This is a genomic window from Mesorhizobium sp. M0208, assembly GCF_040322015.1.
Classification (GTDB): domain Bacteria; phylum Pseudomonadota; class Alphaproteobacteria; order Rhizobiales; family Rhizobiaceae; genus Mesorhizobium.
The window spans coordinates 1-25,791 of record NZ_JAMYSP010000039.1; the positions used below are offsets into that span (position 1 = coordinate 1).

A 25,791-nucleotide genomic window follows, 5' to 3' on the forward strand; every position below is an offset into this window, starting at 1 on the left:
CCCCCCCCCCCCCCCCCCCCCCCCCCCACCCGCCCCGCCCCCCCCCCCCCCCCGCCCGGGGGGGGGCGCCGCCCGGCGCGGCCCCCCGCCCCGCCCGGGCCGGGGGGGCGCGCCCCAGGACCGGTCCGCAAGCGGCGGATGGCGATGCCGGCGACAGCCAGCTCGTGGGCGGCCCGCGATGCCGGCGGCAGCGGCGAGGGATCGAAGCCGTCCAGCCTGCGCTCGGCTTCGTCGAGATGGCCGATCAGCAGCAAGCGCCGGACTTCGAGGTTGCGCGCATGTGCGGCATTGACGCGGTCGCCATGCCTTTCAAGCGTCGCCCGCGCGGCGTCGAGTGTCTTGGCCGGCCAGGCGAGGTCCCGCGAGACGAGCGCGATCTCGGCCTCGGCGACTATACACCTCGCGCGGGCCACGGCCTCCCTCGGGCTGAATGCGTGTGCCGCCCTTTTTAGAAGAACCTTCGCCCGAACCAGGTCGCCAAGCTGCGCCATTGCGATACCGCGCAACGCCAGTGCCGGCGCATCGTCGCGCAGCGCAACCCGCTTCAAGGCGCCGAGCGGATCGCCCGCCGCAAGCGCATGCGCCGCGGCCGTGATCAGCGAGTCCATCGGAATCCCGTCACACTTGTCACTCCCATGGCTTCGACATCCGGCGCTAAGTCCATCTCACCAACCAGTCGTATCGACAACGGCGACTGTAGCCAACCTGAGTTGCGGCGCGCCAACCTTGAGTCGCGGCTAGATTGTGCACTGGGCTCGAACGCAACGATAAGCACTAGGAGAGACGCAGTGAAGATCGAAGGTACAGCCATCCTGGTGACTGGCGCCAATCGGGGCATCGGTCGGGCACTGGTCGAGGAAGCCCTGAGCAGAGGCGTAAAGCGCGTCTATGCCGCAACTCGCCAATCCATGGCCCACCCGGACCGGCGTGTGACGTCCCTGACCATGGATGTGACCGACGTTGCGCAGATCCGGGAGGCCGTCGAGAAGATCGATGCTCTCGATATCCTCATCAACAACGCCGGCGTATCGCCCTTCGATGACCTCAGCGACCGTCGTGTGCTCGAACAACAGCTCGCCGTAAACCTCTTCGGCTCGTACGACGTTACCCAGGCTCTGCTGCCGTTGCTGGCCCGGTCGCGGGGAGCCATCGTCAACATTCTGTCGCTGGCCTCGATTGCCGCCGTGCCGTTCAGTCCGGCTTACTCGATCTCCAAGGCGGCCTCGTTCTCGCTGTCGCAGTCGTTGCGCACGCTCCTGGCCGGACGGGGTGTCAGCGTCCACAGGGTCCTTCCCGGCCCGGTGGACACGGACATGACACGGGGCCTGGACATCGCGAAGGCTTCTCCGGAGTCTGTCGCGCGGGCGATCCTGGACGGCGTGGAGAATGGCGAGGAAGAGATCTTCCCCGATCCCATGTCGGAATCCGTGGCGGAGGGCTGGCGCAGCAGTGCGGTCAAGGCGCTTGAGCGCCAGTTTGCAGCCTATGCGGAAGCAAGTCCGTCAAGTGAAGCAAGCCCGTCAGGCAGTGGGCATGAAAGAAGCAGCGAAACGATTGCCCGCGAGCCCCATCCTTGCTGCTCGGCCTGAAACTGCGGACGCTTATGCAGGGGTCGCGGCATCGCCGCCCCTCGGCGCCGCCCCGACCCCTCACGGCGCGCAGAGATGCCTCCTGATGTCCGGAGCAAGTTGACCGATCAGTTGCGGTCGTCGGGGAAACTTGGAATAGGCAAGAATTCGACGCCATCCTCGGCGAGGCTCTTGGCCTCCTCCAGCGTCGCCTCGCCATAAATGCCGCGCGGATCGCTCTCGCCAAAATGGATCTTGCGCGCTTCCTCGGCAAATTTGTCGCCAACATAATCGGCGTTCTCGCGCACCTTCTCGGCAAGCGCCTTGAGCTGCGCCAGCGCCTGCTTTTGTGCCTCGCCCATGGCCAGCGCGATCTTCTCCTGGCCGCGCCCGGTCGAGACGGCAGGCGCCATCAGCGCCTTCTCGACCTTGTGCGAGCCGCAGGCCGGGCAATCGATGAAACCGCGCCTCTTCTGTGTGTCGAAATCGTCGTTGCTGCGGAACCAGGCCTCGAATTCGTGCTCGTGTTCGCAGATCAGGGAAAAGCGGATCAAGAGGCGGCACCCCTGAGCGGCATTGCCTCCGCCGAACCGGCGTTTACGGCAAAATCGCGTGCGTTTTTGAGATTCGGTATCTTCTTGCGCGCGGCGACTGACTGCACCGGGTCGATCTCGGCGACAATCACCGCCGGCTCGTCATGCGCCGCCTCGGCGACGATGCGGCCCCAGGGATCGACGATCAGCGAATGGCCATAGGTTTCGCGGCCGTCCTCGTGCACGCCGCCTTGCGCCGCGGCAACCACATAGGCGCCGTTCTCGATGGCGCGCGCCCTGAGCAGCACATGCCAATGCGCTTCGCCGGTCTGGCGGGTGAAGGCGGCGGGCACCGAAAGCAGATTGGCGCCGGCCAGCGCCTCGGCACGGAACAGCTGCGGAAAGCGTAGATCGTAGCAGACGGCAAAGCCGAGCTTCACGCCATTGATTTCGGCGACGACGGGCTCGGTGCCAGGCTCATAGGCGGCGGATTCGCGCCAGCTCTCGCCATTGTCGAGATCGACATCGAACATGTGGATCTTGTCGTAGGTGGCAATCGTGGCACCGTCCGGCCCGAACAGAAGGGCGCGGTTGGCAAGCTTGCCGTCGGCGCGCAGAATGGCGGTCGAGCCGATATGCAGGAAGATGCCGAGCTCCTTGGCCAGCCTCCGCGACGTCGAGACGACGATGTCCTTGTCTTCGGAGGTGAAGGAAGCGGCCCGCGCTTGGCTGTCGCGGATCAGCGCGCCGGTCATTTCCGGCGTCTGGACATAGGACGCGCCAAGACCTGCCGCCTCGCGGACCAGCCGTTCCAGATCGACCGCATTGCGCTCCGGACTGGTTCCCGAACGCATCTGGATCGCCGCGGCCTTGAAAGCACCCATCGTCATGTCCTTACCTGGTCGAGCCGTTGGCGAGCAATCCGTCCAGCCGTCCTTCCGCCTCCAATTCGTGGAGATCGTCAGAGCCGCCGACATGCGTGTCGCCGATGAATATCTGCGGAAAGGTGGAACGGCCATGGGCCCGGGAAATCATTTCCTGGCGCAGTTCCGGCGAGAAGGAGGCGTCGTGCTCGGTATAGGCGACGCCCTTCCTGTCGAGCAGCCGTTTGGCCGCGGTGCAATAGCCGCACATCATCCGCGTGTAGATCGTCACATCGACCATCGGTCAGCAATCCTGCCTCGTTCTGCTGTCATATAGGCTATATAGGCGCCGATTCGTCGGCCCGAAAGTCCCCCGGCAGCACGCGCGCGAAGGTCAGTACGTCGACCGCGCCGGCACCGCCCTTCGTCAATGCCCTGGCAACCGCGCGGACGGTGGCGCCGGTGGTGTAGACATCGTCGATCAGCAGCACCCGGCGGCCGGCGATTTCGATCTCCGCCTCATCAGGCACTTTGAATGCGGCGCGAACATTTTCCTCGCGTTCCCGCCGCTCCAGCCCGACTTGCTGGCGCGTGAGTTTGACGCGCTTGATGGCTGATGGCGCGAAAGGCCGCTCCCCGAGCTGCGCCACCGCCCGCGCCAGTTCCGCGGACTGGTTGAACTGCCGTCGGAAGAAACGCCGCCAGTGCAGCGGCACCGGCACGACCACGTCGGCCTCGGCGATGAGCTCGGCACCGGCGCGAAGCATCCAGCGCGCCATCCACGGCGCCAGATCGGTGCGGTCCTGGTATTTCAGCCCTTGCACCATCTGGCGGGCAACGCCGGAATAGGCAACCGCCGCTCGCGCGCGTTCGAACGGCGGCGGGTCGGCTATCGCCTCCGCCGACAGGAAACCCTCACCCATACTGTGGGTGAACGGCGTGCCCATCACCGGGCACCACGGCCGTTCCAGCAGCCTGAGTTTCGGCCAGCAGGCGCCGCACAACACGCCGGGCTGCGAGACATGGCGGCGGCAGCCGGCGCAGACCGGCGGGAACAAGAGGCGCGCTGGCCAGCCCAATGCCTTGCGGGCAATGCTCTTGATCGCAATACGCTTGATCTCTGGCATGGGATCGGCCACGTGGTTGGTCCTTCGCATCACTATATCAGAGAGCGAAGCACAAGGACCTGCCCATTGCAGCCTGTAATCGACACCTCGCTCTGGCTGGCGCGCAAGCGCCGGGCACTGGCCCGTCCCATCGTCGGCGCGGATTTCCTCATGCGGCGGGCGGCCGAGGATCTTGCCGACCGGCTCGACGCCGTCGAACGCAGGTTCGGCAAGACGGCCTCATTGTTTTGCCAGACGCCGGCAGCAGCAGAGGTGCTCGCTGAAAGCGGCAAGGTGACGGAAAACGTGCGCGTCGAGGCCGACGCCGCTTTCCTGGCCGGCCAGCCAGGAGTGGTAGCGCCGTTGGAAACCGTGCCATTCGAACCGGAAAGCCTCGACCTCGCAGTCTCGCTGCTGTCGCTGCAGGCGATGAACGACATTCCCGGCATGCTCGTGCAGATCCGCCGGGCGCTGAAGCCGGACGGGCTTTTCCTCGGCGCCTTCGCCGGCACAGGCACGCTCTCCGAACTGCGCGAAAGCCTGCTTGCCGCCGAGACCGAGCTCTATGGCGGCGCTAGCCCGCGTGTGATCCCGTTCACCGACGTCCGCGACGCCGGCGCGCTGCTGCAGCGCGCCGGCCTGGCACTGCCGGTGGCCGACGTCGAGACGATCACGGTGCGCTACGATTCGCTATTTGGCCTGGTCGCCGACCTGCGCGCCATGGGCGAGACCAGCGCGCTTGTCGACCGCAGCAGGCGGCCGGGCACGCGAGCGCTGTTCGCGCGCGCCGCCGAAATCTATGCGGAGCGGTTTTCGGATGCCGATGGCCGCGTCAGGGCGAGTTTCTCGGTGGTCTGGATGTCAGGCTGGGCGCCCGATGCCTCTCAGCAAAAGCCGCTGAAGCCGGGCTCCGCAAAAATATCGCTGAAGACAATCCTGGAAAACCCCGGCGGCCCCTGAGCGTATCCTTGCGCAAAAGCTAAGCGTATCCCATCAAAGCTAAGCGGGTCACTGCGCAAAAGCGTTGGCAAGCCTGCTGCTGTTGTCGCTGAACAGCCACTGAATCGCATCGGCAGCCTGGCCAATACCAGCGACAATGGCAAGCGACAGCACGGCGACGATCAAACCATATTCGATAGCCGTCGCACCCCTCTCGTCTTCTAGAAATCGTTGCAGCAAGATTTTCATGGGCGCCCATCCCTCTTGCCCGAACCTAGCGCCGACCCGTTAAGAAAGGTTAATGCGACAGGCTTAACGCGCGGTGAACCAGCTGCATTCTAGGAAACAGCCGAATCCTAGAGATCTGTTGAGGAGTCAGCAGTCGCCGCTGCTTCTGCCATCGGCCCGTATAACGCAGACCGAACTGGGCAGCGGCTGCAGCACGCTCTTGCGTAGCGTATAGCTATCGCGCTGGCCGATCGAGCCGGTGCTCATCGTATCAAGCCCGTCGCGGGCAAACTGCGAGCGGGTCCGGCTGTCGAGGTAGGGCGTCGCGATCAAGGCCAGAGCCACCGCGGCCGAGCCGAACAAGAGGGCGATGCGCAATATTCCCATGCCGGCATTGGCGGCGCCAGGAAGGCGGTCGGGCCAAGGCGAGTCCCAGTCCTTTTCAAGGCTCATGCAAATCGCTCCCCAGCGGTGGAATCGGCGTAACCGCCTAGCGTCAATTTTTCACGGTCAGATAAATCTTTCATTAACGCTGCTGCCAGCGCGTTGCGGCGCTGCCCGATTTACGGCAGGTCGGCCGTTACAGCAGATCGATGAGGAACTGGATCAGCGGGGCATCGGCCGGCGGCATTGGAAAATCGCGCATCTGGCGCGGCCGCACCCATTTCAGCACTTGGCCTTCCTTCGGCTGGGCAATGCCGCGGAATCGACGGCAGACGAACAGCGGCATCAGCAGGTGAAAATCATCGTAGGAATGGCTGGCGAAGGTGAGCGGCGCCAGACAAGGGATGTCGGTCTCGATGCCGATCTCCTCGTACAATTCGCGGATCAGGCATTGTTCCGGCGTCTCACCGGGCTCGACCTTGCCGCCTGGAAACTCCCACAGGCCGGCGAGTTGCTTGCCTTCGGGCCGCTGCGCCAACAGCACGCGCCCGTCGGCATCGACCAGCGCGCAGGCCGCGACCAGGAGCAGGCGTTTGCCGACCGTATCCAAGCCGCTCATGCGCCTTGTGGCCGGCGATAGTGATAGCGATAGACTTCGTCGAATCCGAGCGAACGGTAGAGCGCCAGCGCCGGCGCGTTGTCCGCCTCGACCTGCAGCCAGGCTTCCCGCGCCCCGCGCAGCCGCGCCCATTTCAGCGCCGACCGGATGAGATGGCGGCCATGGCCCTGGTTGCGCACCGATCTGTCGGTGGCAATCTCAAACAGGCCGGCAAGATCGCCGTCATGTACGCAGATCAACGTTGCCAGCGGCTCGCTGCCGGCCTCCAGCGCAAACAGTCCGGCCTCCGGCTGGATGGCGCCGATGATCTCCGACAGGCCCGGCCGCAGCGACACATCCGAGCCGCTCACCTTGAGTGCGGCACCGATGAAACGGCTGATGTCCTTCAACGGAATCTGGTCCATGGCGTCGTCGAGCGTGGCGTCCGCCAGCGGCAGCCGCATGACCAGCGATTCGGCGAATATGCTCCAGCCCTCGCTGTCGAGGTACTTTGAAAGATCCGGGCCCGACAGCGGCGAGATGCGAAAGGTCAGCGGCCTGCCATAGGCGTCGAAGCGGCGGCTGGCGCGACCGATGCGCTCAGCAATGTGCTGGATGTCGCCCGGATCGAGCGGATTGACCGAGTTCAGCCGCTTGGCCGGGTGGCCGGCCGTCAGCCGCACCACCCAGGTGCCGTCATAATGGACGGCGGCCGCCGGCCAGGCGCGAAAGCCGGCCGCCTCATAGCGGCGCACGATCGCCAACACGCTTGCCGGATGTCTGGAAGCCAACGCCATCAGCTCCGATAATCGCCGTTTATGGCGACATATTCCTTGGTGAGATCGCAGGTCCACACCGTCGCCTTGCCGCGGCCGATGCCGATGTCGGCGCGGATGCGGATCTCGTCGCGCTTCATATACGCCGAAGTCGCCTCCTCGGAATAGGCGGCGTCGCGCTCGCCCTGATAGGCCAGGCGGTTATCGCCGAACCAGATCGACAGAAGGTCGCGGTCGGCCGGTTCGCCGGCCTTGCCGACAGCCATGACGACGCGGCCCCAATTGGCGTCCTCGCCGGCGACTGCCGTCTTGACCAGCGGCGAATTGGCGATCGACAGCGCGATGCGCTTGGCCGAGCGGGCCGATTTGGCTCCGGTGACGGTGACCTCGACCTGCTTGCGGGCGCCCTCGCCGTCGCGCACCACCTGTAGTGCCAGCGATTTCAGCACCTTGCCGAGGGCACGGCGGAACGCGCCGAGGCGCGCATCCTTGGGGTCGGAAATTGCCGGCGAGCCGCGCCTGGCGGCAGCACCCGTGGCGAACATCAGCAGCGTGTCGCTGGTCGAGGTGTCGCTGTCGACGGTAACCGCGTTGAAGGTCTTGGCCGTGCCGCGCGACAGGAGGTCCTGCAGCACCGGTGCTGCGATCGGCGCATCGGTGGCGATGAAGGAAAGCATCGTCGCCATGTCGGGCGCGATCATGCCGGCACCCTTGGCGATACCGTTGATGGTGACGTCGGCATCGCCGAGCTTGACCGTCGCGGTCGCCAGTTTGGGATAGGTGTCGGTGGTCATGATCGCCTTGGCGGCTTCGGTCCACAATTCCGGCTTGCCGTCCTTGACCAGCCCGGCCAGCAGATGGCTGAACTTGCCGGCGTCGAGCGGCTCGCCGATCACGCCGGTCGAGGCCAGGAACACCTCGCCCGCTGTGCAGTCGGCCGCTTTCGCCGCCACCTCGCCCGTGAGTGCCGTCGAGGCGCGGCCCTTCTGGCCGGTAAAGGCATTGGCATTGCCGGAATTGACCACCAGCACGCGTGCCTTGCCAGCCACGAGGTTCTGCCGGCAGAAATCGACCGGCGCCGAAGGGCATTTCGACCTGGTGAACACGCCGGCGACGGTGGTGCCGGCGTCGAACACCATGGCCAGCAAGTCGGTGCGGTTCTTGTATTTTATGCCGGCCTCGGCGGTGGCGATGCGCGCGCCCTCGATCACCGGCATCTTGGGATATTTCTTCGGCGCGAGCGGCGAAACCTGTGTGGACATGGAAGACCCCGGGCGGGAAAAATCGCGAAAGGAACGCCGGTTTGCCCGATAGCACGCGCTGGCGCAAGGCGTTTCACAGCCGTTACGGGTGCCGGAAGCCTGACACCGCCTCATGCAGCAAGCAGGCTGTTGCAAATTTGTTGGCGTCGCTGCGACCGATAGCGCTATGATCCTGCCCCATGGGCAGGCTTGTGGTCTTGGCACTGGCGTTTCTGGGCTTTCTGCTGCTGCGCGCCGATGCGCAGACGGCGCGGCGCGTCGCGCTTGTGGTCGGCAACGGCAGCTACGCCGAAGCCGGCACGCTGGCCAATCCCGTCAACGATGCGCTCGACATCGCCGACAAGCTGCGCGCCATCGGTTTCGAGGTGATCGAAGGCAACGATCTCGGCAAGCGCGAGCTCGAACGCAAGATCGGCGAATTCTCCGATGCGCTGCAAGGTGCCGGTGCCGGACTGTTCTACTATGCCGGCCACGGCCTGCAGGTCGACGGGCGCAACTTCATCGTGCCGGTCGACGCCCGGCTGGACATGCCGGTCAAGCTGCAGCTCGAGGCGGTGCCGATCGACGAGGTTCTCGACATCATGGAGCAGCAGACCAAGGTCAGCCTGGTCTTCCTCGATGCCTGCCGCAACAACCCGTTTGCCCGAAGCCTCAGCCGCAGCACCATCACGCGCTCGGCGACGGCTCTCGCCGGCCTCGCCCAGTTCGAGTCGACACGCGGCTCATTCATCGCCTTCTCGACTGCGCCCGGCGCCGTCGCAATGGACGGGACGGGGCGCAACTCGCCCTTTGCGGCGGCTCTTTTGCGGCATATGGCCGAGCCCGGACAAAGCATCAACGACATGATGATCGCGGTGCGCCGCGACGTCGTTTCGGCAACGCGCGAGGCGCAGCGTCCCTGGGAGCAGGGGTCGCTGCTCGAGCGTTTCGAATTCGTTCCGGGCGCAGACACTGCCCGGCAACCGAAACCGGCTGTCAGCCCGGCTCCCGCGTCGCAGGTGGCTGCGCTCGAACGCTCCGTCGGCGACAAGGGCGCCATCGAGCAGTTTCTGCGCCAGGACTATCTGGCGCTGGATGCCAAGAGGATGCGCGAAACCGTCAAGCGGCTTTACGGTGCGTCGGCCACCATCTACGGCACGCGCTACGACAGCGAGGCGATCGTCAAGGTCAAGACCGACTGGTTCGCGCAATGGGCGTCATGGTCGTTCGCTCTCGAGCCCGGCAGCCTTGAGGTGACGCCGCACGGCAAGGACCGTGCCGACGTGGTTTTCGCCATGCGCTACGACTATGTGCCGAAAGACAAATCGGCGCAGCGCCTGACCGGCAAGGCGCGGGTGACGCTGGAACTCGTGCTGGCCGATGGCGCGTGGCGCGTTGCGTCGGAAACGTCGCAAGCGCTGGAATGAACATCAGCGGACCGCTGGGTTGATGAACCCGCGAAACGCCCGCTGCACGCCCGGAATCAGTCCCCAGATCATGATCGAGACCATCAGCGGCGCGATGACCAGCGTACGCTGCCAGATTTGCCATTCCTGCATCAGCGGAAAAACCACATACAGAATGGCAGTGATCAGCGGATACACGCCGAGCAGCACAAGCAGGGCGAAGCGCAGGCGCGAAAAGCGGGTCACGGCGGTCGAGTTCATCAAACTCTCCTTATCGTTACGGAACGTTCCGTTACATATAAAACGGATCGTTCCGTTTCGTCAAGAGTTGTATATGATGGCTGCTGAAACCGCGGGTAAGGAAGAAAAGATGGGCGAAATCACCGATCCCGGGCGCAAGTCGGCTGGCGCACGGCGCAGCCCGGAAAGCGCCGATGCCATTCTCGATGCCGCCGAGGCGGTACTGGTCGAAGCCGGCTATTCCGGCTTCTCGATCGAGGCGGTGGCGCGCCGCGCACGCGCCGGAAAACCGACGATCTATCGCTGGTGGCCAAGCAAGGCCGCCTTGCTGCTCGACGTTTACCAGCGGCAAAAGCGCGTCGACAATCCCGACACCGGGAACCTTGCGGAGGATCTCGTCGGCTTCCTGAAGAGCTTGTTCGCGCATTGGCGCGAGACGTCGTCGGGTAGCGTGTTCAGATCGCTGATTGCCGAGGCGCAGTCGGACGAAAAAGCCGCCGCCGCCCTCGCCGAATACGCAAGAGGCCGTCGCATCCACACCGGCCAGATGGTCGAACGCGCCAAGGCAAGGGGAGAGGTGACAGCCGATGTCGATGCCACTGTCGTCGCCGACCTGATCGCCTCGTTTGCCTGGGCGCACCTTCTGACAGACCGCCTGGACGAGGACGAGGCGATCTTGCGCAGGGCGGTCGGCTATGTCTTGAAAGGCATCGTCGCTGAGGATGCCGGCAACGCCACGGCGGTCCGGCGGCGGCGTTAACGCATCATCGCTCGCCCTACCAAATAGAAGCGACAGGGCGGCAGCGCGCCCTGTCGTAGCCCAATCTGGCCTATTTGGCGCTTTCCAGCGCGTCGACCGTCTTCTTCAGGTTCGCATCGGGGATGTCGACCTTGGCGTTGGCGCGCAGCGACTTGACCAGCGCGAAATACTTGTCGCGGATGACCGCCTGGCGCGCCTGGTCCTTGACCTGGTCGAACGCCGGCGGCTGCTTGGTGCGCTTGTCCTCAACCTTGATGACATGCCAGCCGAACTGCGACTGCACCGGCTGCTCGGTGTATTTGCCGACCGCCAGCGCAAACGCCGCCTTGTCGAACTCCGGCACCATCTGGCCAGGTCCGAACCAGCCGAGATCGCCGCCGCTGGTCTTGCCGCTCGGATCGCTGGTGTGCTCGTTGGCGAGTTTCTGGAAGTCGGCGCCGCCGTCGAGCTGCTTGATGATGGCGTCGGCCTCTTCCTTCGTCTTCACGAGGATGTGACGGGCGTGCACCTCGTTGGTGGGCGGCGTGTTGGCGATTTCCTGGTCGTAGCGGGCGCGGACCTCGGCATCGGTAACCTTGTCGATGACGCCCTTCTCGACCATTTCGCCATGCAGCGCGCGCTGCTGCAGGAAGGCCATGCGGCGCTGGAAGTCGGGATCCTTGTCGAGGCCGGTGGTCACCGCCTGAGCCGCCATGACGCGGATTTCAATCGCCGCCGACAGTGCCGCCGCGCGGCGCTGCTCGGGCGGAAGCTGCGCGAACTGCTGCGACAGCTCGCCCTCGGCAAGCCCAAGGTCTGCCTCGGTCAGCGTCTGGCCGTTGACGGTGGCGACCACGGCGTTCGGATCGACCGGCTTGGCCGCCGGGGCGGGTGCTGCCGGCTGGGCAGGGGCGGCTTCCTGTGCCATCAGCGGCGACAGCGAGAGGGCCGACAGCCCGAATGCCAGACCAAGGCTGGCGAGCGACGCACGGCGGAACAACAAGGACATTACGATTATCTCCAAAGCGGGGTAGCTAGAGCGGAATGGCTTCCAGACCAGCAGGATTGTGGCGGAATTTGGCGCGGTCGACAGGGCGAGCGCGGCGTTGACATCGAATGAGCCCCCTCTTATCTGTCCAACGACTTTGCGTCCAGAACCGTTTTCCGGGCGCTTTTTGCGTTTGTCCGCGTTCACGTGGATTTGATGGGGCCAGCCGGCGCCTGTCGCAACGACTTGGAATGCTATCGAAAGGGCCATTGGATGGTCAGTCTCGGCGGTCTCGCCCGTAAGGTTTTCGGCTCCTCCAACGATCGTCGGGTCAAATCGACCCGGCCCCGCGTCGAGGCGATCAATGCCATGGAAAACGAGATGCGGGCGCTCTCCGACGCCGAGCTTCAGGCCCGCACCGACAAATTCCGCCAGGACATCGCCAACGGCGCCAGCCTCGACGACCTTCTGGTGCCGGCCTTCGCTACCGTGCGCGAGGCCGCCCGCCGCGTGCTCGGCATGCGCCCGTTCGACGTGCAGCTGATCGGCGGCATGGTGCTGCACAATGGCGGTATTGCCGAGATGCGGACCGGTGAAGGCAAGACGCTGGTGGCGACGCTGCCGGTCTATCTCAACGCGCTCGCCGGCAATGGCGTCCATGTCGTCACCGTCAACGATTATCTGGCCACGCGCGACTCCGAATGGATGGGCCGCGTCTACAAATTCCTCGGCCTTAAGGTCGGCGTCATCGTCCATGGCCTGTCCGACGAGGAGCGCCGGGTCGCCTACGCCGCCGACGTCACCTACGCCACCAACAACGAGCTCGGCTTCGACTATCTGCGCGACAACATGAAATACGAGCGCGCCCAGATGGTGCAGCGCGGCCATAGCTACGCCATTGTCGACGAGGTCGATTCGATCCTGGTCGACGAAGCCCGCACGCCGCTGATCATTTCCGGTCCGCTCGAGGACCGTTCGGAAATGTACAACACCATCGATACCTTCATCGTCCAGCTGCAACCGCAGGACTACGAGATCGACGAGAAGCAGAAGACCTCGATCTTCACCGAGGAAGGCACCGAGAAGCTGGAGAACATGCTGCGCGATGCTGGCCTGCTCAAGGGCGAGTCGCTCTATGACGTCGAGAACGTCGCCATCGTTCACCACGTCAACAACGCGCTGAAGGCGCACCGGCTGTTCCAGAAGGACAAGGACTATATTGTCCGCAACGGCGAGATCGTCATCATCGACGAGTTCACCGGCCGCATGATGCCCGGCCGCCGCTATTCGGAGGGCCTGCACCAGGCGCTCGAAGCCAAGGAGCATGTGGCGATCCAGCCGGAGAACCAGACGCTCGCCTCGGTCACCTTCCAGAACTATTTCCGCCTCTACAAGAAGCTCGCCGGCATGACCGGCACGGCGCTGACCGAGGCCGAAGAATTCGCCAACATCTACAATCTCGACGTCACCGAGATCCCGACCAACCTGCCGGTCATCCGCATCGACGAAGACGACGAGGTCTACCGGACGGTCGAGGAGAAATACAAGGCGATCGTCAAGGAGATCAAGGAAGCCCGCGCCAAGGGTCAGCCGACGCTGGTCGGCACGACTTCCATCGAGAAATCCGAGCAACTGGCCGAGCGCCTGCGCAAGGAGGGTTTCAAGGATTTCGAGGTGCTGAACGCCCGCCACCACGAGCGCGAGGCGGCGATCGTCGCCCAGGCCGGCAAACCCGGCGCCATCACCATCGCCACTAACATGGCCGGCCGCGGCACTGACATCCAGCTCGGCGGCAATGCCGACATGCGCATCGCCGAGGAGCTTGGCGACATGCCAGCGGGCCCCGAGCGCGAGGCCCGGGAAAAAGAAATCCGCGACGACATCGCCCGGCTGAAGGAAAAGGCGCTCGCCGCCGGCGGCCTCTATGTGCTTGCCACCGAACGCCATGAATCGCGCCGCATCGACAACCAGTTGCGCGGGCGCTCAGGCCGTCAGGGCGATCCCGGGCGGTCAAAGTTCTTCCTGTCGCTGCAGGACGATCTGATGCGCATCTTCGGTTCCGAGCGCATGGACGGCATGCTGCAGAAGCTCGGCCTCAAGGAAGACGAGGCGATCATCCATCCATGGATCAACAAGGCGCTGGAAAAGGCGCAAAAGAAGGTCGAGGCGCGCAACTTCGACATCCGCAAGAACCTGTTGAAATATGACGACGTCTCCAACGACCAACGCAAGGTGGTGTTCGAGCAGCGCCTCGAATTGATGGACGGCGAAGGCCTATCCGAGACCATCACCGAGATGCGCGAAGGCGTCATCGAGGAGATCGTCGCCAAGAACATTCCCGAAAACGCCTATGCCGAGCAGTGGAACGTCGCCGGGCTCAAGGCCGAGATCGCCGAATTCCTCAACCTCGACCTGCCGGTAGAAGACTGGGTCAAGGAAGAAGGCATTGCCGAAGACGACATCCGCGAGCGCATCAGCCAGGCCGCCGACGCCGCCGCCAAGGAGCGCGCCGAGCGCTTCGGCCCCGACGTGATGACGTATGTCGAGCGCTCCGTGGTGCTGCAGACGCTCGACCACCTGTGGCGCGAGCACATCGTCAATCTCGACCATCTGCGCTCGGTCGTCGGCTTCCGCGGCTATGCGCAGCGGGATCCGCTGCAGGAGTACAAGAGCGAGGCGTTCGAGCTGTTCCAGGCGATGCTGGGCAATCTGCGCCAGGCGGTAACGGCGCAGCTGATGCGCGTCGAGCTGGTCCGCCAGGCGGCGGAAGCGCCGCCGCCAGAGGCGCCCGACATGTTCGGCAGCCATATCGACGGCTCGACCGGCGAGGACGATTTCGAAGGCGGCGACACGGCCGTCCTGGTCCGCCAGGAGACCAACGCCATCGTCGCCCCCGAAAACCGCGACCCGAAGAACCCGGCCACCTGGGGCAAGATCGGCCGCAACGAAGCCTGCCCCTGCGGGTCAGGCAAGAAGTACAAGCATTGCCACGGGGCGTTTGCGTAAGGCGCTGCTTTGCTTCGCCCCGTTCGCGGGGAGAAGGTGCCCAAAGGGCGGATGAGGGGCAGCGGAGGCGTTGGCAATTAGCCAATCTCCGCACCTGAGCGGGAGATGGCCGGCAGGCCAGAGGGGGCGCTCAGCCTTTTTGGCGATTTTAGGGCGACGCTCTGGCGTCATATTCTCGGTCCGCTTCGGGCCGCCTTTCGCGCCCAGCGCTTTCGCGGCAGGTCTTTACCGTCGTCAACCACGTCATCGGATTCCTCGCCTGTAGCAATACGCATGACGTGGACGGCATTGCCGATCACGTCGGCAGGACGCTTCTGGCCTTTAGGTCCGGTTGGCATTCCTAGTTCTCGGCATGGCTAAAGACGACAGCGCCGTTGTCCTTACGAACTTCAACGGACACGATTCCATCGTCACCCTTTCGGGTTTGAAACATGGAGGTTGCATGATCTTTCGCGGTCTTCTCGTCGTCGAAGATCACCTTGTCGACGATGCCCTGCCTTCCATACCAGATGACAGTGTAGACCATTGTTGCTGCCGTGCGTTCCGCTCAGCATATAGGCGTTTCGCATATGGGGCAAACGGGATAGGCGTTTCCGCGGATTTCAAACTGAGACACTCCCGAGCAGGTTGAAGGGTTGCGCGAATGATGAATATGAAGCAGCCAGCGCCGCCCCTCATCCGCCTGCCGGCACCTTCTCCCCGCATAGAGACGGGCGAAGGAAAGCCCACCCAACCGTTTCTTAATGTGTCTCCGCTACACCCAGCCCCTGTAAATTGGCGGAAAACGGAGTGTGATCGGGGTGCGCTTTTCCGCGGCGACGACAGCCGGGCGGTTCCTGCCGCAGCGCCTTGCGCTGCGCATCAGGCCGCTGCTTGGCCTGATCGATGCCGTGCTGTTCAGCGCCGGCGCGCGCGGCGAGGCCGGCCGCATGTCGCTGATCGCCTTTTCGGTCCGCATCGTCAGCGCCGTCATCGCCTTCGTCAGCCAGGTTTTGATGGCGCGCTGGATGGGCTCGTTCGAATACGGCATTTTCGTGCTCGTGTGGGTGACGATGGTCATCGTCGGCAATCTCGCCTGCCTCGGCTTCCACACCTCGATCATCCGCTTCATTCCCGAATATCGCGAGCGCGGCATGATGGCCGAACTGCGCGGCATCGTGCGGGCCAGCCGGCTGTTCGTGCTGGTTGCCTCGACGCTGATCGCCGGCCTCGGCGCGCTCGGCGTCTGGCTGCTGTCGGCCTATATCGAAAACTACTATGTCGTGCCGTTCATCCTCGGCATCATCTGCCTGCCGATGATCGCCATGTCCGACCTTCTGCAAGGGCTGGCGCGGGCCAATTCCTGGGCGCTGTTTGCGCTGTCGCCGACCTTTCTGGTGCGGCCGCTGCTGATCCTGGCGTTCATGGCGCTGATGCTGCTGGCGGGCTACGCGCCCGATGCCAGAACGGCGATCTTCGCCGCCATCGCCGCCACCTACGCCACCACGCTCGGTCAGCTCGTCGGCGTCACCTCGCGCATCGACAAAAGAATTCCGGCCGGGCCGATGAAGCTGCATTTCGGCCAATGGTTCATCGTCTCGCTGCCGATCTTCCTGGTCGAGAGCTTCTTCTTCCTGCTCACCAATGCCGACGTGCTGATGGTCGGCGCCTATCTCGATCCCAACGACGTCGCCGTCTATTTCGCCACCGTCAAGACGCTGGCGCTGGTGCATTTCGTCTATTTCGCGGTCAAGGCCGGCGTCGCCCAGCGCTATGCGCAGTTCACCCATGGCGAGCCGCAAAAGCTCGCCGCCTTCGCCCGCGAAACCGTGTCGTGGACCTTCTGGCCGTCGCTGGCGATGGCGCTGCTCGTGCTGGCCCTGGGCGAGCCGATGCTGACCCTGTTCGGCCCGGAATTTTCCGCCGGCTATCCGCTGCTGTTCCTGCTGGTGCTCGGCGTCGTCGCGCGGGCCGCCGTCGGCCCTTGCGAAAGCCTGCTCACCATGAGCGGCAACCAGAATATCTGCGCCGCCGTCTACGCCATGACGCTGGCCTTCAACATCGCGCTTAGCGTCGTGCTGATCCCGCTCTTCGGCCTGTGGGGCGCGGCGATGGCCACCGTCTTCGCCATGATCTTCGAGGCCAGCGCGCTGTCCTTCACGGTCTGGCGCAAGCTTGGCATCGTCATGGTCATTTTCGTGCCCGCCAAAGGAGCCGCCTGATGGCTGCCGTCCCCTTGCTCGAGGAAACCAGCGGCGGCCCGGCCGGCGCCATGGTGTCCGGCCTTGCCGGGCTTGCCCGCGAAGCCGATCCCGCCCATGTCGAGATCCTCGCCAACAACCGGCCCGAGCGCAAGCTTGCCATCTATCCGGCCTCCGCCGGCTTCGACCTGGTCGAGGAGCTCGACTATCTCTGTACCCGCACGATCGAGCCCAACGTCTTCTTCAATCCGCGCTTCCTGGCGCCGGCCATGCCCAGGCTCGAGGACCGCGAGGTGCGGCTGGCCGTCATCCGCGACGGTGACCAGTATCGCAACCGGCTGCGCCTGCTGGTGCCGTTCTCGGTCGAGCGACCGGTGATGCCGCTCGGGGTTCCCGTCATGCGCACCTGGTCGAGCCCGTTCGGCCCGATCGGCACGCCGTTGGTCGACCGCGACGATCCGATCGGCGTCATCGAGGATTTCTTTTCGATGCTGTCCAGGCCGCATCTCAAGCTGCCGAAGGTCTTCGTGCTGCCCGACATAAGGCTGGATGGCCCGGTGGCGAGCCTGCTCGCCAGCGTCGCCGAAACGCGCGGCCTGACGCTGGTCACCACCGGCAAGGCCGAGCGCCCGGTGCTCGAAAGCGCGCTCGACGGCGAGGAATATCTGAAAGCTTCGCTGCGCGCCCACCATTATCGCGAGTTCCGCCGCCTGAAGCGCCGCCTCGCCGACCTCGGCCGGCTGCAGCATGTCGTGGCGCGCGGGCCTGACGAGATCCGCCACGCCATCGAAAATTTCCTGACGCTGGAGGCTGCCGGCTGGAAAGGCCGCGAGCGCACCGCCATGGCCATCGACCGCTACCGCGCCGCCTTCGCCCGCGAAGCGGTGCACCGGCTGGCCGAGCAGGATCTCTGCCGCATCCATTCGCTGACGCTCGACGGCCGCACCGTCGCCTGCCTGATCGTCTTCGTCGAGGCCGGCGTCGCCTACACCTGGAAGACCGCCTATGACGAGACGCTCGCCGCCTATTCGCCGGGCACGCTGCTGATGATCGAGGTGACCAGACAGCATCTCGACGACCCCAACATCATGATGACCGATTCCTGCGCGGTGCCCGACCATCCGGTGATGAGCCGGCTGTGGAGCGAACACAGGCCGATGGGCACGCTGGTGATCGGGCTGACGCCGGATGCCGACCGCCCCGCCCGCCAGGCCGCGTCGCAGCTTCACCTCTATCGCGAGACCCGCAACATGGCGCGCCTGCTGCGCAACCGGATGAGGAGCCTGCTGCGCCGGCGGTAGACTTGGGGTCCAAAGTGGGCCCGACCGTCCGTCTCTGCACCGTCGGCTCTCTCGGGCCTAGGTCGTCAGGGTTAATTCTCCCGATCAGCGGAAAGGATTAGCATCGACGCAGTCCCAACCGGGATGAGGCGATCAATTACGGCCGCGCGTCCAGCATCACTGCCGCCTCGGTCCTGCACGGCCAGAAGAAAAAAATCTGGGAGGAATGCATGATGAAAACAACTCACCTCAGGCGTGTCGGTATCCTCACCTTGGCAGGTCTCATTGGCGCGTGTCTGAACGCCGCCGCTCCCCGGGCGGCCGAACCCGACAAAGCCGAGATCGATGCCCTGCGTAAATCGCTGTCCAGGTATGAAGACTACAAGGTTGCCATTCGCGAGCTTTATCTATCGACGGTAGGATGCGTTTTCTACAGCGGCGAAAAGGTAGAGGGGGCGATGGACTACCCGAAGGGCGCGATGGGCATCCATTTCGTCAACGTCACGACTGTCGGCCCGACCGCGGATCCGACGCGCCCCAATGTGCTGATCTATGAGCCGGTCGGCGGCGAATTGCGCCTGGTCGGCGCGGAATGGCTCGTGCCCTTGACGCCGGACACAAAGGAGCCGCCGAAGCTCTTCGGCCAGACATTCCAGGGGCCGATGGAGGGGCATTACCCGCTCATCCCGAAGGAGTTCCACCACTACGACCTTCACGCCTGGCTGTTCAAGGACAACCCGCTCGGAATGTTCAGCCCGACGAACCCGGACGTGAAATGCGACAACTATCCGTTTCCGATGCCTGAGCAGCCGACCAAGATGGTGCCGGGGCCGATGTAATAGCGGCCGGGCTACGATCCGAGCCTACCAGGAAAGGCAGCCGGACCTCAAAGGCGTTATCCCGGAGGACGCTCCTGGGATAACGTCCAACCAAAAGCCCGTTCCCGGAACCTTCGGACTCGTTTCGCCGTTTGGCAATCACGACTCGACCCTGCCGCGGGTTGACAAAAGGCGTTCCAAGGAGCCGACCGCGAAACGACGGAGGACCAAGTGAAAAGCCTGATCCAGACAGGATTGTCCGCAGCCGTTTCGGGTACGATCGTCAGCTTCGCCACGACAGCTGCGCTGGCCCTGCTTGCAAGGCGGGAAGGCAAAGGCGCCCTGCAGCCCACGAATGCGACCAGCCACTGGCTCTACGGCGAACAGGCCGCGTCCGTGCGGCGCGGTGATGTGGCGCACACGCTCGTCGGCTATGGCACGCATCACGCTTCCTCCATCTTCTGGGCATTCCTTTTCGAACTATGGCTCGCCTCGAGGCCGCCGCGTCCGTCGCTTCTGATATTTCGCGATGCGTTGGCGGCAGCGGCCATTGCCGCGGCAACAGATTATGGCTTCGTGCCGAAGCGGTTGACGCCAGGTTGGGAGACGGTGCTGCCGAAGCGATCTATCGCGGCGACTTTTGCGGTGATGGCGATCGGTCTAGCGATGGGCGGCATGATCAACAAGGAATTGCGCCGGCAGCATTAGGGACAGGGATTTGAGACAGATGCTTCGCACGGCGCGTTCACATCATTGTGACGGGCGGATCGCCGCGCTCGTCCCATTCTGCGGCATCTCCACCTCATCGGGAACCTTTCTCAAGGGACATGGTTCCGAATGTGCGGCGAAAGCGTGCTGCTCATTCCTGCTATCGCCAAGGAGATTCGACCATGAAGCTTCGCGAGTTGTTGGACCAAGTAAAGGACCTGCCGCCGGACACCTTGGTCTGTGCCGCCGAAATCGATGAAGCCTTTGCAGTCAACGTTGTTGGCGTTGAAGCTGTCGAGAGCGCCAGAATCCAAAGCCGCAAACCGGATGGCACCGAAGCTGTCGAACTCGCCAACGGGACCGACAAAGTCATCGTGATCCGCTGGTGAAAACCGGGGAAGTTGCGTTCAACAGCATGACGTTCCGCTCCACTGTGGGACGCTGAATTGCAAATGCTGGCAGCCTATCGATGGCGGCGGTCGCCTATGGCTTGGTGGGCATGGCTTGGACGAAAGCCGCCATTTGGCGTTCGAGCGCTTTGAACGCGCTGCCGCGCCAGCTCTCGGCCATGGATGCCGATTTTGGATCAGGGAAAATTTCCTCCTCCCCTCGCGCCATGCCGTCCAGGATACCTTTCGCGACGCTCTCCGCGGAGCTCTTCGGTATATCGGCGTCTCTGCTCATGTCGGTGTCTATGGGACCGGACAGGACTGCATGAACGCTCACGCCACGAGCGCCGGCGAGAGCACGTAGCGATTGCGTCATGGAAAACGCGGCGGCCTTCGACAGTGAGTAAGACGGAATAATCGGGAAGGGAACGAGAGCCGCTTCCGACAGGATGTTGACCACGGCGCCGCGCGAATGCGTGAGCAGCGGCAGGAATGCGTGGGTTACGCCATGCACGCCGAGCAGGTTGACGGCGAGGTGTCGCTCAAGCGCGGCGCGATCGCCAAGATCGTCGTAGAGCCCGATGCCGGCGTTGTTGATGAGGATATCGAGAGACCCGATCCGCTCGACAGCCGCCCCAATCTGCACCGCATCGGTCACGTCCAGGATCAGCGGCGTGACGCGCCGATCCGCGTGGGCGAGCGGTTTGCGCGCGCCGGCATAGACGCGCTTGGCACCCCGTCTCAATATTTCCTCGACCAGCGCCTTGCCGAGGCCGCGGTTGGCTCCGGTCACGAGAACGGCTTTGTTTGTGACTTCCATCGATTTCGGCACGGCGATCTCTCCTCCTCTTGCATGAATGCAAGCCATTCGTTCTTGCATCATGCAAGTAGGCTATGGTTTTCTGTTCCACGCTTGGACGCCGTCTCCCCCGTGCATTGCTCCAGGGCAGCCGGCGCTATCGCCGGGCGAACCCTTGCAACTAGGACCCGACTTCCAATGTCGTGTAGGAGATCGGCGAAGGCCGCTCCAGGAAGGCGCCGGTGATGGCCGAAACGAAATTCTTCGCGTCCGCCGAGCGTAGAAAAGCGTCGCGCTCCTGCTTCGATGCCCAGCGCTCGACGCAGATGGTAACGTTGGGCTCTGCCTCCGAGCAAAAGACGCTATAGTCGATGCACCCGCTTTGCTTGCGGGCCGCCCCCGCTACGTCGCGCAGGGCATTCCGCACCTTGCTTTCGATGCCGGGCTTCGCCGCTGCCGTCGTCATGACGATCATCTCGGCGCCATCGCCTGCCGCCTTGCGCTCGACGGCGCCGAGGTCCTCGTTTTGCGGCACAACCGTTGGGTTGGCGTTCTCTTCGCCCTTGTTGGGTTGCCCCTTGCCCGTCGAAATCAGGTCGCGAAGACTCGCGACATAGAAGCGCCACGAGTCATGGCAGACATCGTAGCATTCTTCACTCGGCTTCAGCCCGACATGGGTGAAACGCAGTTCGGTCCCCTTATCAGTCGGCGCGATCTCGAAGACCACGTCCGTGCCGGTCCACTCGGTCGCATCCTTGACGAAGTTGAAGTAGTTCTGGACGACGTGCCAGACGACCTTCTTGCCAGGCACGAGCTCCGTGACCTTGAATGTGCCGCGGTGGATATCCTTGAAATGATAGTAGAATATCGCACCTAGCTTGTTGGTATCGCCATCGATGTCTTCCGACCACCAGGCGCGCGGATTGATAACCGCGGCAAAAACCTCTTCCGGGCTTTGCTCGACGACAAATGACGTCGTGTAATCTTCTTCCTTTTTCATGACATATCTCCTGTCTGGATCTGATTGGTTGATGGACACCCGAAATCTCGGGCGATGAAGTGGAGCGACGCTCTCTCGACCTCTGTCGCTTGCATCATGCAAGCACAATGCATACTTGCATGATGCAAGTCAATAGGGTATGTTCACTCCATGCTTGGTCGTCTCTATGAAAAACAAAACTGCTCGGCCTCACGCGCCCTGGAACTGGTCGGCGAGCGCTGGAGCCTGTTGATCCTGCGCGACGCGATATTCGGCGGCTGCACGCGCTTTTCGCAATTCCAGAAGAGCCTGGGGATCGCCACCAACATCCTGGCCAAGCGCCTCGAGGATTTCGTCGAGGCCGGCCTGATGGACCGTCGCCCGGGTGCCGCCGGCGAGCAGGCCGACTATGTCCTGACCCGGAAGGGGCTGGAATTCAAAACGGTCATTATCGCGCTGACCGAGTGGGGCGACAAATGGGTGCGGCCCGGACCCATCGTCTACTGCGACCAATCCGACGGCAAGCCGGTCGAGGTGCAATTGCGTCGCGCCGGCAATGGCAAGCGGGCCGACTTCGCCGACGTCGTGGCGGCCCTGCGCTAGGCACGGCGGCGGCTCCGGCCCGCAGCACGATCCAAGACGAAGCTGTTTCGCATCGTGCCATAATGTTACCGCATATCTCACCTCCCGAGGTTGCATCTGTGGGCCGGGTCTGGTGGGTAGTTCGCGGGAGGAAACATGTCTGTCGGGCAGCGATCGACTTTGCGGCAACGTCTTTTTGCGGGACCGCGGCACGCCTGATCGCGTGCGGTGAGGAACGCCAGATTGCGCTTGGGGCTGGTCCGCGCACCGTTCAGCGGAAGCTTGGGCAGCTTGCGGCAACAGGCAAGACGCAACCATTCGGTGGCCGTCGAGGGCGTCGCGGACGATCCCACCCACGCCATTAGGTTTAATAAGAAGCCGCGTCGGAATTTAAAAAGTGGTGCCCCTAGCCGGGATCGAACCAGCACTCCTTGCGGAACTCGATTTTGAGTCGAGCGCGTCTACCAATTCCGCCATAGGGGCTCAGGCCGGGCGGCCTGGATGGGCGCGGACTATACGGTTGGAGGCCTGTTCGTCAACTGGCCAAATCCCGACATCTGGGCTCGCTCAAGCCTCAGCCTTTCGATTTCGTGAAGCAGCTGCCATTGTGCAGCGCGGAAAATCTTTCTAGACAGGCGGCGCATGTCATTGAAGCGCACCTTGTCCGACGAGGTTGATGCGGGGCGCTTCCAAGTCTTGTTTGTACATGTCGTGATCCCAAGACCACTTCTGGTTTGGGCGTGCATTAGGAGTGCCGATGCTTCGCGGACTTTACGACTGGACCTTGTCGCTGGCGGCGAGCAAATCCGCCGAATGGTGGCTGGCCTTCATCGCCTTCGTCGAGAGCTCGGTGTTCCTGGTGCCGGCCGACGTCCTCTATCTGCCGATGGCGCTGTCGCGGCCGGATCGCGCCTATCGTTACGCGCTGGTCGCCACCGTCGCCTCGGTGCTGGGCGGCATCGCCGGCTGGTTCATCGGCCATTATGCCTATGATGCGGTGGCGCGGCCGATCCTCGAATTTTATGGCAAATATGACGAGTTCGAGGCGATGCGCGTCTCATCGGGTGTCGGCTTCATCATCCTGATGCTGGTCACCTCCGGCCTCGCCCATCTGCCGCCGATCAAGGTTGTGACGATCCTGTCGGGCGTCATCGGTGTTCCTTTGCTGCTGTTCATCGTGCTGGCAATCGTGGCGCGCGGTGCTCGCTTCCTGTTTCTCGCGTGGCTGTTGCGCCGCTATGGCGAGCCGATCCGCCACTTCATCGAAAAGCGCCTTGGCCAGATTGCGGGCGCCGGCGCCGCTGCCCTGATTTTGCTCTATATCGTCGTCAAATACGCCGTCTGAACCGAACGGACTGAGCCCGATGACAGCGACCGTGAATGCCGATACCGGACGCCAGCGGCTGCGCACCGCCCTGTTTCTCGCCGTCGCCATGACCGCCACGGTCGGCTCGGCGCTGGCCTTCCAGTATCTCGGCGGCTACATCCCCTGCAAGCTCTGCCTCGAGCAGCGCACGCCTTACTACGTCGGCGTGCCCTTGATGCTGCTGGCGGTGCTTGCGTCGGCGCTTCGGGCGCCAGCCTGGGTAAGCCGTGGCCTGCTAGCCATTGGCGGCCTGCTGATGCTCTACGGCGTCTATCTCGGCGTTTATCACTCCGGCGTCGAATGGGGGTGGTGGCCGGGCCCGACCGATTGCAGCGCAGCCGCCGGGCCGGTGGACACCGGCGGCAAGGGCGTGCTCGACGCGCTCGACAAATTCGTCCCGCCTTCCTGCGACAAGGCGGCGGTTCGCATCCTCGGCCTGTCGCTGGCGGGCTGGAATGCCATCGCCAGCTTTGTCCTCGCCGCCGTCGCGTTCCGCGGCGCCTTTGCCCGCGACTGAGTGGCACAACGCAGAATTCGTTCAGAAATTCGTCAGGCCGGAGTGCACTACCACGCCACGACCGCTCATGAATGCTTCGGCCGGCGAAGGCCGGAAGCGCAGAAAGCTGCGTCAGGCGACCGGCATGGCGGATCTCTGCCGAACTCTATGGTTCGAGTTCGACATCCCAGTACAGATAATCCATCCAGCTTTGGTGCAGATGGTTGGGCGGGAACAGCCGGCCGTTATTATGCAAATCATGCACCGTCGGCTGGTAGGGCTTCTGCAGCGGCCACATCTTGGCGTGGGCCGGCATCATGCCGCCCTTCCTCAGATTGCAGGGGGAACAGGCAGCGACGACATTCTCCCAGGTCGTGGCGCCGCCGCGATGGCGCGGAATGACATGGTCGAACGTCAGATCGTCCGGTGTGCCGCAATATTGGCACTGGAAACGGTCGCGCAGGAAGACGTTGAAACGGGTAAACGCCGGATGCCTCGACGGCTTCACGTAAGCCTTCAGGCTGACGACGCTCGGCAGCTTCATCGAAAAGGTCGGCGAAGAGACGGCGTGTTCGTATTCGGCGACGATGTTCACCCTCTCGAGGAACACCGCCTTGATGGCATCCTGCCAGGACCAGAGCGACAGGGGATAATAGCTGAGCGGACGGTAATCCGCATTCAGCACCAGCGCTGGAAGCCCATCCGGAGATACGGCAACCGTCACGTCGTTGACCTCCTTCACCCTAGAACCGGTCGACGCGGATACTGTAAGCCCGACATGACAGGGATGTGAAGCGGATTGTCGATCATGCCGGGTCTCAAAAACGCATGATTTCAATGCTTTTTTGCGGATTCAGGCCGGAGGCGCGGCATCCCTGCCCTTCAATTCGCGATAATAAGCCCAGAAAAGCCGCGATGCGACACCGCGCCACGGGCTCCATGATTCGGCAAGCCGGATCAGCATTTTCTCCGGCGGACGCGGGTCGATGCCGAGCGCATGGCCGACCGCGCTCTGCAATGCAACGTCGCGCGCCGGAAAGATGTCCGGGTGTCCGGCGGCAAACAAAAGGTAGACTTCAGCCGTCCACGGGCCGATGCCCGGCACCCTGGTCATGGCCGCGATAGCCTCGCTTGCATCGAGCCGGCAGAGGTGATCGAGGTCGAGCCCGTCGGCCACCGCCTGGGCGACGGCAATCAGTCCGCGCTGCTTGGGCCGCGATAGTCCCGCGTTGCGAAAGATCGCCTCATCGGCGGCAAGGATCGCCTGCGGCGTCAGCGGATCGAGCAGTTCCGTCAGGCGGCCGAAGATGGCATCGGCGCTCGCGCGGGACACTTGTTGCGAAACGACGATGGAAGCAAGGCTCCTGAACCCCGGCTCCGACAGCCTGAGCGGCACCTCGCCGGCCATGCCGCGCACTTTTTCCAGGCGTGGGTCGAGCAAGCATAGCCTATCCAGCCCTTGCGCAATGTCGTCGAGGCTGGCGATGCGTTGCATGTCTGCTTATTCCAAAATCAAAAGTGCCGCACGTTCGTCACGTGTCCCTCTGGACGCACGACGCTGCCGGCGCAAAGTAGCAAT

At 63.8% G+C, this 25,791-nt stretch carries 29 protein-coding genes, 1 tRNA gene and 1 pseudogene; 13 read left to right on the top strand and 18 right to left on the bottom strand.

The features are described from left to right. Positions 1–608 (bottom strand): annotated as a pseudogene (locus NKJ17_RS27735) (hypothetical protein); the annotation flags it as partial. A gap of 180 nt (positions 609–788) precedes the next feature. On the opposite strand from NKJ17_RS27735, the gene NKJ17_RS27740 reads away from it, so the two are divergent. After that, positions 789–1,589, top strand: coding sequence for an SDR family NAD(P)-dependent oxidoreductase (locus tag NKJ17_RS27740; protein ID WP_352691002.1), 801 nt, complete (start codon positions 789–791; stop codon positions 1,587–1,589). Between the two features lie 107 nt (positions 1,590–1,696). On the opposite strand, the gene NKJ17_RS27745 is transcribed toward NKJ17_RS27740, so the two are convergent. From NKJ17_RS27745 to NKJ17_RS27760, 4 genes are read right to left on the bottom strand one after another with little or no spacing between them, the layout of a single operon-like run. Further along, complete coding sequence (locus NKJ17_RS27745) at positions 1,697–2,122, bottom strand: DUF1178 family protein (protein ID WP_352691004.1); 426 nt, start codon at positions 2,120–2,122, stop codon at positions 1,697–1,699. Then, the gene (locus NKJ17_RS27750; protein ID WP_352691006.1) at positions 2,119–2,985 is read right to left on the bottom strand and encodes a carbon-nitrogen hydrolase family protein; all 867 of its coding nucleotides are present in this window, start codon (positions 2,983–2,985) and stop codon (positions 2,119–2,121) included. Before NKJ17_RS27750 ends, NKJ17_RS27745 begins: the two co-directional genes overlap by 4 nt. Before the next feature lie 10 nt (positions 2,986–2,995). Further along, positions 2,996–3,265, bottom strand: a complete 270-nt coding sequence (grxC, locus tag NKJ17_RS27755; protein WP_254816699.1) for a glutaredoxin 3 — start codon at positions 3,263–3,265, stop codon at positions 2,996–2,998. Between the two features lie 37 nt (positions 3,266–3,302). Then, positions 3,303–4,103 (bottom strand): ComF family protein, encoded by an 801-nt coding sequence (locus NKJ17_RS27760; RefSeq protein WP_254816698.1) that lies wholly within the window; start codon positions 4,101–4,103, stop codon positions 3,303–3,305. Positions 4,104–4,157: 54 nt separating this feature from the next. Here NKJ17_RS27760 and NKJ17_RS27765 point away from each other — a divergent pair, with 54 nt between their 5' ends. Continuing rightward, positions 4,158–5,030, top strand: a complete 873-nt coding sequence (locus NKJ17_RS27765; protein ID WP_352505143.1) for a methyltransferase domain-containing protein — start codon at positions 4,158–4,160, stop codon at positions 5,028–5,030. A gap of 48 nt (positions 5,031–5,078) precedes the next feature. Here the strand turns inward: NKJ17_RS27765 and NKJ17_RS27770 are convergent, their stop codons facing one another. From NKJ17_RS27770 to argJ, 5 genes are all read right to left on the bottom strand, one after another. Then, positions 5,079–5,258: a Flp family type IVb pilin gene (locus NKJ17_RS27770; RefSeq protein ID WP_352691008.1), complete on the bottom strand. Its 180-nt coding sequence runs from the start codon at positions 5,256–5,258 to the stop codon at positions 5,079–5,081. 126 nt (positions 5,259–5,384) lie between these two features. Next, complete coding sequence (locus NKJ17_RS27775; RefSeq protein WP_023677980.1) at positions 5,385–5,690, bottom strand: hypothetical protein; 306 nt, start codon at positions 5,688–5,690, stop codon at positions 5,385–5,387. A gap of 127 nt (positions 5,691–5,817) precedes the next feature. Beyond that, the gene (locus NKJ17_RS27780; protein WP_352491816.1) at positions 5,818–6,240 is read right to left on the bottom strand and encodes a (deoxy)nucleoside triphosphate pyrophosphohydrolase; all 423 of its coding nucleotides are present in this window, start codon (positions 6,238–6,240) and stop codon (positions 5,818–5,820) included. Next, complete coding sequence (locus NKJ17_RS27785; RefSeq protein WP_352505140.1) at positions 6,237–7,016, bottom strand: GNAT family N-acetyltransferase; 780 nt, start codon at positions 7,014–7,016, stop codon at positions 6,237–6,239. Before NKJ17_RS27785 ends, NKJ17_RS27780 begins: the two co-directional genes overlap by 4 nt. Then, positions 7,016–8,257 carry a bifunctional glutamate N-acetyltransferase/amino-acid acetyltransferase ArgJ gene (gene argJ / locus NKJ17_RS27790; protein WP_352691010.1) on the bottom strand — a complete coding sequence of 414 codons (1,242 nt, stop codon included), beginning with the start codon at positions 8,255–8,257 and terminating at the stop codon, positions 7,016–7,018. The genes NKJ17_RS27785 and argJ overlap by 1 nt, the downstream gene beginning before the upstream one ends. Positions 8,258–8,436: 179 nt before the next feature. Here argJ and NKJ17_RS27795 point away from each other — a divergent pair, with 179 nt between their 5' ends. Beyond that, a complete protein-coding gene (locus NKJ17_RS27795) occupies positions 8,437–9,663 on the top strand; it encodes a caspase family protein (RefSeq protein WP_352691011.1) in 1,227 nt (408 codons plus the stop codon). A gap of 3 nt (positions 9,664–9,666) precedes the next feature. Here NKJ17_RS27795 and NKJ17_RS27800 read toward each other — a convergent pair whose 3' ends face one another. Further along, a complete protein-coding gene (locus NKJ17_RS27800) occupies positions 9,667–9,903 on the bottom strand; it encodes a putative antibiotic biosynthesis monooxygenase (protein ID WP_352691013.1) in 237 nt (78 codons plus the stop codon). 109 nt (positions 9,904–10,012) lie between these two features. Between NKJ17_RS27800 and NKJ17_RS27805 the strand changes: the two genes are divergently transcribed. Beyond that, complete coding sequence (locus tag NKJ17_RS27805; protein WP_352691015.1) at positions 10,013–10,642, top strand: TetR/AcrR family transcriptional regulator; 630 nt, start codon at positions 10,013–10,015, stop codon at positions 10,640–10,642. Between the two features lie 70 nt (positions 10,643–10,712). On the opposite strand, the gene NKJ17_RS27810 is transcribed toward NKJ17_RS27805, so the two are convergent. After that, on the bottom strand, positions 10,713–11,630 hold the full coding sequence (locus NKJ17_RS27810) for a peptidylprolyl isomerase (protein ID WP_352691016.1): 918 nt from the start codon (positions 11,628–11,630) through the stop codon (positions 10,713–10,715). A 252-nt stretch (positions 11,631–11,882) separates the two neighbouring features. Here NKJ17_RS27810 and secA point away from each other — a divergent pair, with 252 nt between their 5' ends. Continuing rightward, complete coding sequence (secA, locus tag NKJ17_RS27815; protein ID WP_352691017.1) at positions 11,883–14,615, top strand: preprotein translocase subunit SecA; 2,733 nt, start codon at positions 11,883–11,885, stop codon at positions 14,613–14,615. 340 nt (positions 14,616–14,955) lie between these two features. On the opposite strand, the gene NKJ17_RS27820 is transcribed toward secA, so the two are convergent. After that, positions 14,956–15,141 (bottom strand): hypothetical protein, encoded by a 186-nt coding sequence (locus NKJ17_RS27820; protein WP_031194557.1) that lies wholly within the window; start codon positions 15,139–15,141, stop codon positions 14,956–14,958. Positions 15,142–15,415: 274 nt separating this feature from the next. Here NKJ17_RS27820 and NKJ17_RS27825 point away from each other — a divergent pair, with 274 nt between their 5' ends. The 5 genes from NKJ17_RS27825 (at position 15,416) to NKJ17_RS27845 (ending at position 19,990) form a co-directional block, all read left to right on the top strand. Continuing rightward, the gene (locus tag NKJ17_RS27825; protein ID WP_352691049.1) at positions 15,416–16,816 is read left to right on the top strand and encodes a lipopolysaccharide biosynthesis protein; all 1,401 of its coding nucleotides are present in this window, start codon (positions 15,416–15,418) and stop codon (positions 16,814–16,816) included. Continuing rightward, positions 16,816–18,096 (top strand): GNAT family N-acetyltransferase, encoded by a 1,281-nt coding sequence (locus NKJ17_RS27830; protein WP_352691019.1) that lies wholly within the window; start codon positions 16,816–16,818, stop codon positions 18,094–18,096. The genes NKJ17_RS27825 and NKJ17_RS27830 overlap by 1 nt, the downstream gene beginning before the upstream one ends. A 209-nt stretch (positions 18,097–18,305) precedes the next feature. After that, entirely contained in the window at positions 18,306–18,914 is a 609-nt protein-coding gene (locus tag NKJ17_RS27835; RefSeq protein WP_352646629.1) for a hypothetical protein, read from the top strand. A 210-nt stretch (positions 18,915–19,124) separates the two neighbouring features. Further along, positions 19,125–19,601: a hypothetical protein gene (locus NKJ17_RS27840; protein WP_352691021.1), complete on the top strand. Its 477-nt coding sequence runs from the start codon at positions 19,125–19,127 to the stop codon at positions 19,599–19,601. 182 nt (positions 19,602–19,783) lie between these two features. Beyond that, the gene (locus tag NKJ17_RS27845) at positions 19,784–19,990 is read left to right on the top strand and encodes a hypothetical protein (RefSeq protein ID WP_023677964.1); all 207 of its coding nucleotides are present in this window, start codon (positions 19,784–19,786) and stop codon (positions 19,988–19,990) included. Positions 19,991–20,084: 94 nt separating this feature from the next. Here NKJ17_RS27845 and NKJ17_RS27850 read toward each other — a convergent pair whose 3' ends face one another. Continuing rightward, positions 20,085–20,822, bottom strand: coding sequence for an SDR family NAD(P)-dependent oxidoreductase (locus tag NKJ17_RS27850; RefSeq protein ID WP_352456666.1), 738 nt, complete (start codon positions 20,820–20,822; stop codon positions 20,085–20,087). A 148-nt stretch (positions 20,823–20,970) separates the two neighbouring features. Next, the gene (locus tag NKJ17_RS27855; RefSeq protein WP_352691023.1) at positions 20,971–21,789 is read right to left on the bottom strand and encodes an antibiotic biosynthesis monooxygenase; all 819 of its coding nucleotides are present in this window, start codon (positions 21,787–21,789) and stop codon (positions 20,971–20,973) included. 150 nt (positions 21,790–21,939) lie between these two features. Between NKJ17_RS27855 and NKJ17_RS27860 the strand changes: the two genes are divergently transcribed. Further along, entirely contained in the window at positions 21,940–22,371 is a 432-nt protein-coding gene (locus tag NKJ17_RS27860; RefSeq protein ID WP_352456668.1) for a winged helix-turn-helix transcriptional regulator, read from the top strand. A 377-nt stretch (positions 22,372–22,748) separates the two neighbouring features. Here NKJ17_RS27860 and NKJ17_RS27865 read toward each other — a convergent pair. Beyond that, positions 22,749–22,833: transfer RNA gene (locus NKJ17_RS27865), tRNA-Leu, on the bottom strand. Between the two features lie 274 nt (positions 22,834–23,107). Between NKJ17_RS27865 and NKJ17_RS27870 the strand changes: the two genes are divergently transcribed. Next, positions 23,108–23,695, top strand: coding sequence for a YqaA family protein (locus NKJ17_RS27870; protein ID WP_023721063.1), 588 nt, complete (start codon positions 23,108–23,110; stop codon positions 23,693–23,695). Between the two features lie 19 nt (positions 23,696–23,714). Beyond that, a complete protein-coding gene (locus NKJ17_RS27875; protein WP_352691025.1) occupies positions 23,715–24,233 on the top strand; it encodes a disulfide bond formation protein B in 519 nt (172 codons plus the stop codon). 145 nt (positions 24,234–24,378) lie between these two features. Here NKJ17_RS27875 and NKJ17_RS27880 read toward each other — a convergent pair whose 3' ends face one another. Together NKJ17_RS27880 and NKJ17_RS27885 are read right to left on the bottom strand one after the other, a co-directional pair. Beyond that, entirely contained in the window at positions 24,379–24,936 is a 558-nt protein-coding gene (locus NKJ17_RS27880) for an HNH endonuclease (RefSeq protein WP_254816681.1), read from the bottom strand. 129 nt (positions 24,937–25,065) lie between these two features. Beyond that, positions 25,066–25,707, bottom strand: a complete 642-nt coding sequence (locus NKJ17_RS27885; RefSeq protein ID WP_254816680.1) for a DNA-3-methyladenine glycosylase family protein — start codon at positions 25,705–25,707, stop codon at positions 25,066–25,068. Positions 25,708–25,791 lie beyond the last annotated feature (84 nt).